Origin of the sequence: Thauera phenylacetica B4P, assembly GCF_000310225.1 — a bacterium.
Lineage (GTDB): Bacteria > Pseudomonadota > Gammaproteobacteria > Burkholderiales > Rhodocyclaceae > Thauera > Thauera phenylacetica.
Genome location: NZ_AMXF01000236.1, coordinates 1 through 6327 on the forward strand (window position 1 = coordinate 1; position 6327 = coordinate 6327).

General features: G+C 70.2%; 4 protein-coding genes and 1 riboswitch. All 4 genes read left to right on the plus strand.

Going from position 1 to position 6327, the window contains the following annotated elements:
- The first annotated feature begins 291 nt into the window (after positions 1 to 291).
- Positions 292 to 378, plus strand: a riboswitch (glycine riboswitch).
- A 198-nt stretch (positions 379 to 576) separates the two neighbouring features.
- Positions 577 to 1668, plus strand: coding sequence for a glycine cleavage system aminomethyltransferase GcvT (gene gcvT, locus C667_RS19230; protein WP_004376984.1), 1092 nt, complete (start codon positions 577 to 579; stop codon positions 1666 to 1668).
- Positions 1669 to 1807: 139 nt separating this feature from the next.
- Entirely contained in the window at positions 1808 to 2194 is a 387-nt protein-coding gene (gene gcvH, locus C667_RS19235; RefSeq protein ID WP_004376986.1) for a glycine cleavage system protein GcvH, read from the plus strand.
- 2 nt (positions 2195 to 2196) lie between these two features.
- Positions 2197 to 5091: an aminomethyl-transferring glycine dehydrogenase gene (gene gcvP, locus C667_RS19240; RefSeq protein WP_039922293.1), complete on the plus strand. Its 2895-nt coding sequence runs from the start codon at positions 2197 to 2199 to the stop codon at positions 5089 to 5091.
- Positions 5092 to 5238: 147 nt separating this feature from the next.
- Positions 5239 to 6327: glycoside hydrolase family 17 protein (locus tag C667_RS19245; protein ID WP_004376991.1), on the plus strand; the 1089-nt coding region annotated here is incomplete at its 3' end.

A 6327-nucleotide genomic window follows, 5' to 3' on the forward strand; every position in this document is an offset into this window, starting at 1 on the left:
AGTACAAAAAACAGCAAAAATACTGATGAACCCATGCGGGGCGCCGCCGCGCCCGTTCGCGCCTGCCGGCGCTCCTGCAGGAACGGCTGCAAAGTTGGCGCGCCGGTGGGCGGTTTTGCGGCGGGCGGGCATCGATCGGGTCACACGGAGACGCGGTGCCAGGGAGCGCTCCTCCGCGCCGGTGATACGGCAGACGCTGGCGAGCGAGGGGCGCGCAAGCTGGAGCCTGCGCGGGCGTCCGGCAATGCCTCCGTCACGGTTGCGGCGCGGCGGGGGCTAGTGTTATCGTCCGCGCGACACGCGGGAGAGAACTCCTAGATGGAGTCGCCGAAGGCGCAACCCCCGGAACCGCTCAGGCAAAAGGACCGCGTGCGCAGCAAAAGTCTGGAGAGCGGTACGGGCGCAGGGCGCCGGCGTACCCACCGAAGGGGCACACCGTCATCTGCCGCAGCATCTATATATTGAAGGCTGCCGCGCGGCAACGGAAAATCTCTCAGGTAAAAGGACAGATGGGGCGTGCGCGGCGAGGAGCCGTGCCCGCCCCTTTTTCGTTCACCCTGACGGAGCGCCATCGCGATGACTATCGCTGCCAAGCAGACCCCCCTCCACGCCGCCCATGTCGCCGCTGGCGCACGCATGGTCGATTTCGCCGGCTGGGACATGCCGGTGAACTACGGCTCGCAGATCGAGGAGCATCACGCGGTGCGTCGCGACGCGGGCATGTTCGACGTCTCGCACATGCTTGCCCTCGACCTCGCCGGCCCGGACGCGACGACCTGGCTGCGCGGCCTGCTCGCCAATGACGTCGCCAAGCTCAAGGACAGCGGCAAGGCGCTCTACTCCTGCATGCTCAACGAGCGCGGCGGCGTGATCGACGACCTGATCGTCTACCGCTTCAGCGAGGCCGACTATCGCATCGTCGTGAACGCCGGCACCGCCGACAAGGACGTCGCCTGGATGCGCCAGCGCATCGCCGCCACCGGCGCCAACGTGACCCTGCAGGCACGCCGCGACCTGGCGATGATCGCCATCCAGGGTCCGCGCGCGATCGAGCGCGCCACCGCCGCCCTGCCCGAGCTCTCCACCGCCAACGGCGTGCCGGCGCCCTTCGTGGGCGCGCGCGTGGGCGACCTGCTGATCGCGCGCACCGGCTACACCGGCGAGGACGGGCTGGAGATCGCCGTCCCCGCCAGCCGCGCCGAAGCGATGTGGAACGCGCTCGTCGCCGCCGGCGTGCGTCCCTGCGGCCTGGGCGCGCGCGACACGCTGCGCCTCGAGGCCGGCATGAACCTTTACGGCCAGGACATGGACGACGAGGTCTCGCCCCTGAACGCCGGCCTGTCGTGGACGGTGGACCTGAAGGACGCGGCGCGCGACTTCGTCGGTCGCGCCGCGATGCAGGCCAAGCCGGCCAGCCAGCGCCTCCTAGGCCTGATCCTCGAGGACAAGGGCGTGCTGCGCTCGCACATGAAGGTCTTCACCGCGGCCGGCGAGGGCGAGACCACCAGCGGCAGTTTCTCGCCCTCCCTGGAGAAGTCGATCGCCTTCGCACGCGTCCCGCTCGCCACCCAGCCGGGCGAGGCCGTCGAGGTCGACATCCGCGGCAAGCGCCTGCAGGCGCGCGCCGTCAAGCTGCCCTTCGTACGCAACGGCAAGGCGCTCGTCTGACCCCAATCACCGGGGCGGCCAGCCAGCCGCCCTTTTCTCGCGTCCTCACCTGATCGCCGCACCTGACCGACCACGCGGACGCAAGCACGCATCTCGCCCCCCCTTCACCGCACACCCGACTTCCCGACCGGAGAACACCATGAGCAACGTCCCCAGCACCCTCAAGTACACCAAGTCCCACGAATGGATCCGCGTCGAGGACGACGGCACCCTGACCATCGGCGTCACCGACCACGCCCAGGAAGCCCTCGGCGACATCGTCTTCCTCGAGCTGCCCGAAGCCGGCCGCGCGCTGTCCGCCGGCGAAGCCTGCGCGGTGATCGAGTCGGTCAAGGCCGCCTCCGACATCTACGCCCCCGTGGCCGGTGAAGTCGTCGCCAACAACCAGGACGCGATCGACGCTCCCGAGAGCATCAACGCCGACTCCTACGCCAACTGGCTGTTCAAGCTCAAGCCTGCCAACGCGGCCGACGTCGCCGCGCTGATGGATGCCGCGGCCTACGAAGCGGAAATCGCCCAGGCCTGACCATGACCGACACCCTGCTTTCCGCCCCGCTCGCCCGCCTCGAGCAGCGCGACGCCTTCGTCCACCGCCACCTCGGCCCCGACGCCGGCGAGATCGCGCGCATGTGCGCGACCATCGGCGTCGCCGACGTCGATGCCCTGATCGAGCAGACCGTGCCCGCCGGCATCCGCCTCGCGTCGCCGCTGCCGCTCGCCGGCGCGATGCCCGAGCACGAGGCGCTCGCCCGCCTGAAGGCGATCGCCGGCCGCAACGTGGTGAAGAAGTCCCTGATCGGCCAGGGCTACTACGGCACCCACGTCCCCGCGGTCGTGCTGCGCAACGTGCTCGAGAACCCGGGCTGGTACACCGCCTACACGCCCTACCAGGCCGAGATCTCCCAGGGCCGCCTCGAAGCCCTGCTCAACTACCAGCAGATGGTGATCGACCTCACCGGCCTGGAGCTCGCCAACGCCTCGCTGCTCGACGAAGCCACCGCCGCCGCCGAGGCGATGACGATGGCGCGCCGCGTGTCGAAGTCGAAGTCGAACGTGTTCTTCATCGACGAGGCCTGCTTCGCGCAGACCATCGACGTGGTGCGCACCCGCGCCCACTACTTCGGCTACGAGCTCGTCTACGGCAAGGCCGCCGAGGCCGGCAGCCACGACTGCTTCGGCGCGCTGCTGCAGTACCCGAATGCGCGCGGCGAGGTTGTCGACCTCAGCGCGCCGATCGCCGAGCTCAAGGCCATGGGCGCCGTGGTCGCGGTCGCCAGCGACCTCATGGCCCTGGTGCTGCTCAAGAGCCCCGGCACCATGGGCGCCGACATCGCGCTCGGTTCGGCGCAGCGCTTCGGCGTGCCGATGGGCTTCGGCGGCCCGCACGCTGCCTTCTTCGCCACCCGCGAAGGCTACGTGCGCTCGATGCCGGGCCGCATCATCGGCGTCTCCAAGGACGCGCGCGGCAAGACCGCGCTGCGCATGACGCTGCAGACCCGCGAACAGCACATCCGCCGCGAGAAGGCGAACTCCAACATCTGCACCTCGCAGGTGCTGCTCGCCAACCTCTCCGGCTTCTACGCCGTGTATCACGGCCCGCAGGGCCTGCGCACCATCGCCGCGCGCATCCACCGCCTCGCCGCGGTGCTCGCCGCCGGCCTGCGCGAGGCCGGCTTCGGCCTGCACGACCGCCCCTTCTTCGACACCGTCGAGGTCGAGGTCGGCGCGCGCGCCCCCGCCATCCTGCGCGCCACAGCCGAAGCCGGCTACAACCTGCGCAGCGTCTCCGGCACCACGCTCGGCCTCGCGGTGGATGAGACCACCACCCGCGACGACGTCGCCGCGATCCTCGGCTGCTTCGGCGCCTCCACCGACGTCAGCGTGCTCGACGCCCGCGTCGCGGCCGCCGGCGGCGCCTTGCCCGCGGAGCTGCTGCGCAGCGACGCCGTGCTCGCCCACCCGGTGTTCAACACGCACCACACCGAGCACGAGATGCTGCGCTACCTCAAGAGGCTGCAGAACCGGGACCTCGCGCTCGACCACTCGATGATCTCGCTCGGCTCGTGCACGATGAAGCTGAACGCGACCAGCGAGATGATCCCCATCACCTGGCCGGAGTTCGCCAACATTCACCCGTTCGCGCCGCGCGAGCAGGCCGCCGGCTACCTCGAGATGATCGAGGGCCTGGCCGACTACCTGCGCGCGGTGACCGGCTTCCCGGCGATCAGCATGCAGCCGAACTCGGGCGCCCAGGGCGAGTACGCCGGCCTGGTGGCGATCGCGCGCTACCACGCCAGCCGCGGCGAGGCCAACCGCAAGATCTGCCTGATCCCGAAGTCCGCCCACGGCACCAACCCGGCGACCGCGCAGATGTGCGGCATGCAGGTCGTGGTGGTCGAGTGCGACGACAACGGCAACGTCGACGTCGCCGACCTGCGCGCCAAGGCCGAGAAGCACGCCGCCGACCTGGCCGCGCTGATGATCACCTACCCTTCCACCCACGGCGTGTTCGAGGAGTCGATCCGCGAGATCTGCGCAATCGTTCATCAGCACGGCGGCCAGGTGTACATGGACGGCGCCAACCTCAACGCCCAGGTCGGCCTGACCTCGCCTGCGACGATCGGCGCCGACGTCTCGCACATGAACCTGCACAAGACCTTCTGCATCCCGCACGGCGGCGGCGGTCCGGGCATGGGGCCGATCGGCCTGGCGGCGCACCTCGCGCCCTTCATGGCCGACCACGTGATCCAGCCCACCGGCGGCGCCGGCCGGCCCAACCTGGGCCAGGGTGCGGTCTCGGCGGCGCCCTTCGGCTCGGCCAGCATCCTGCCGATCTCGTGGATGTACATCGCGATGATGGGCGGCGAGGGCCTCAAGCAGGCGACCGAGGTGGCGATCCTCAACGCCAACTACCTCGCCGAGCGCCTCAAGGACCACTACCCGGTGCTCTACACCGGCAGCCAGGGCCGCGTCGCGCACGAGTGCATCCTCGACATCCGCCCGATCAAGGCGGCGACCGGCGTCTCCGAGGTCGACATCGCCAAGCGCCTGATGGACTACGGCTTCCACGCGCCGACCATGTCCTTCCCGGTGGCGGGTACGATCATGGTCGAGCCGACCGAGTCGGAAGACCTCGGCGAGCTCGAGCGCTTCGTCGCCGCGATGATCGCCATTCGCGACGAGATCCGCCAGATCGAGGCCGGCACCTGGCCCGCCGAGGACAACCCGCTCAAGCACGCGCCGCACACCCAGGCCGACTTCCTCGGCGACTGGAACCGGCCCTACGCGCGCGAGCAGGCGGTGTTCCCGCTGCCCTGGGTGGCCGAGAACAAGTTCTGGCCCAGCGTCAATCGCATCGACGACGTCTATGGCGACCGCAACCTGTTCTGCGCCTGCGTGCCGATGAACGACTACGCCGAGTAAGCGCCGCCCGAAGCGGCGAACGACGCCCCGAGCGCTGGTAGAATCCGCCAGCCCCGGAAGCAGGAGCCACGCCCGCGGGCGTGGCTCTTTTTTTGCATTCGGCCGGCGCCCCGCGCCTCCCCTCGAACCTGGAAGGAACCGGACACGGTGATCTTCGCTCCACGCACCGACCGCAGCCAGCTCTGGCTCGCCCTGCTCATCGCCAGCATCGCCATGCTGCTGCTGCTCGCCGCCATGCTGTGGCAGCAGACGCGCCCGGTGCCCATGCACGACCTGCACCTCGCCGACGGCGAGAAGCTGCGCTGCGTGTCCTACGCACCGTATCACCGCCCCGGGCAGACCCCGCTGATCGAGGACACCCGCATCGAGCGCGAGCAGATCGCCGCCGACCTCGCCGCGCTGGCGAAGATCACCGACTGCGTGCGCCTGTACTCGATCGACCAGGGCCTCGAGCACGTCCCCGAGCTCGCCCGCCCGCTCGGCCTGAAGGTGCTGCTCGGCGCCTGGATCGGCTACGAGAAGGCGAAGAACGCGCGCGAGCTCGAACGCGCGATCGCGCTCGCCAACGCCAACGCCGACGTCGTGCGCGCGCTCATCGTCGGCAACGAGGTCCTGCTGCGCCGCGAGCGCACCGAGGACGAGATGCGCGAGCTCATCCGCCACGCCAAGGCGCACGCGCAGGTGCCGGTCACCTACGCCGACGTGTGGGAGTTCTGGACCCGCCATGACAGCCTCGCCGCCGAGGTCGACTTCGTCACCGTGCACATCCTGCCCTTCTGGGAGGACGAGCCGGTGGACATCGAGCTCGCGCTCGAGCATGTGGCCGACACCCGGCGCCACGTCGGCGAGCACTTCGCCGGCAAGGAGATCCTCATCGGCGAGACCGGCTGGCCGAGCGCGGGCCGCCAGCGCGAGGAATCGAAACCCTCGCGGGTCAACCAGGCGCGCTACATCCGCGAATTCGTCCATCGTGCCCACGCCGAGGGCTGGGACTACAACCTCATCGAGGCCATCGACCAGCCGTGGAAGCGCCGCCTCGAGGGAACGGTGGGCGGCTTCTGGGGCATGCTCGACGCCGACAGCCTGCAGCCCAAGTTCCCGCTCGCCGGCACGGTCGCCGAGCGCGAGAGCGTGAGCGGCCCGCTCGGCGGCGCGGCCGTGGGCGGCGTGCTCGCCTTCCTGCTCGCGGCCACCGGCCGGCGCACACGCTGCCTGCGCGCGAGCGCGATCGCGGCC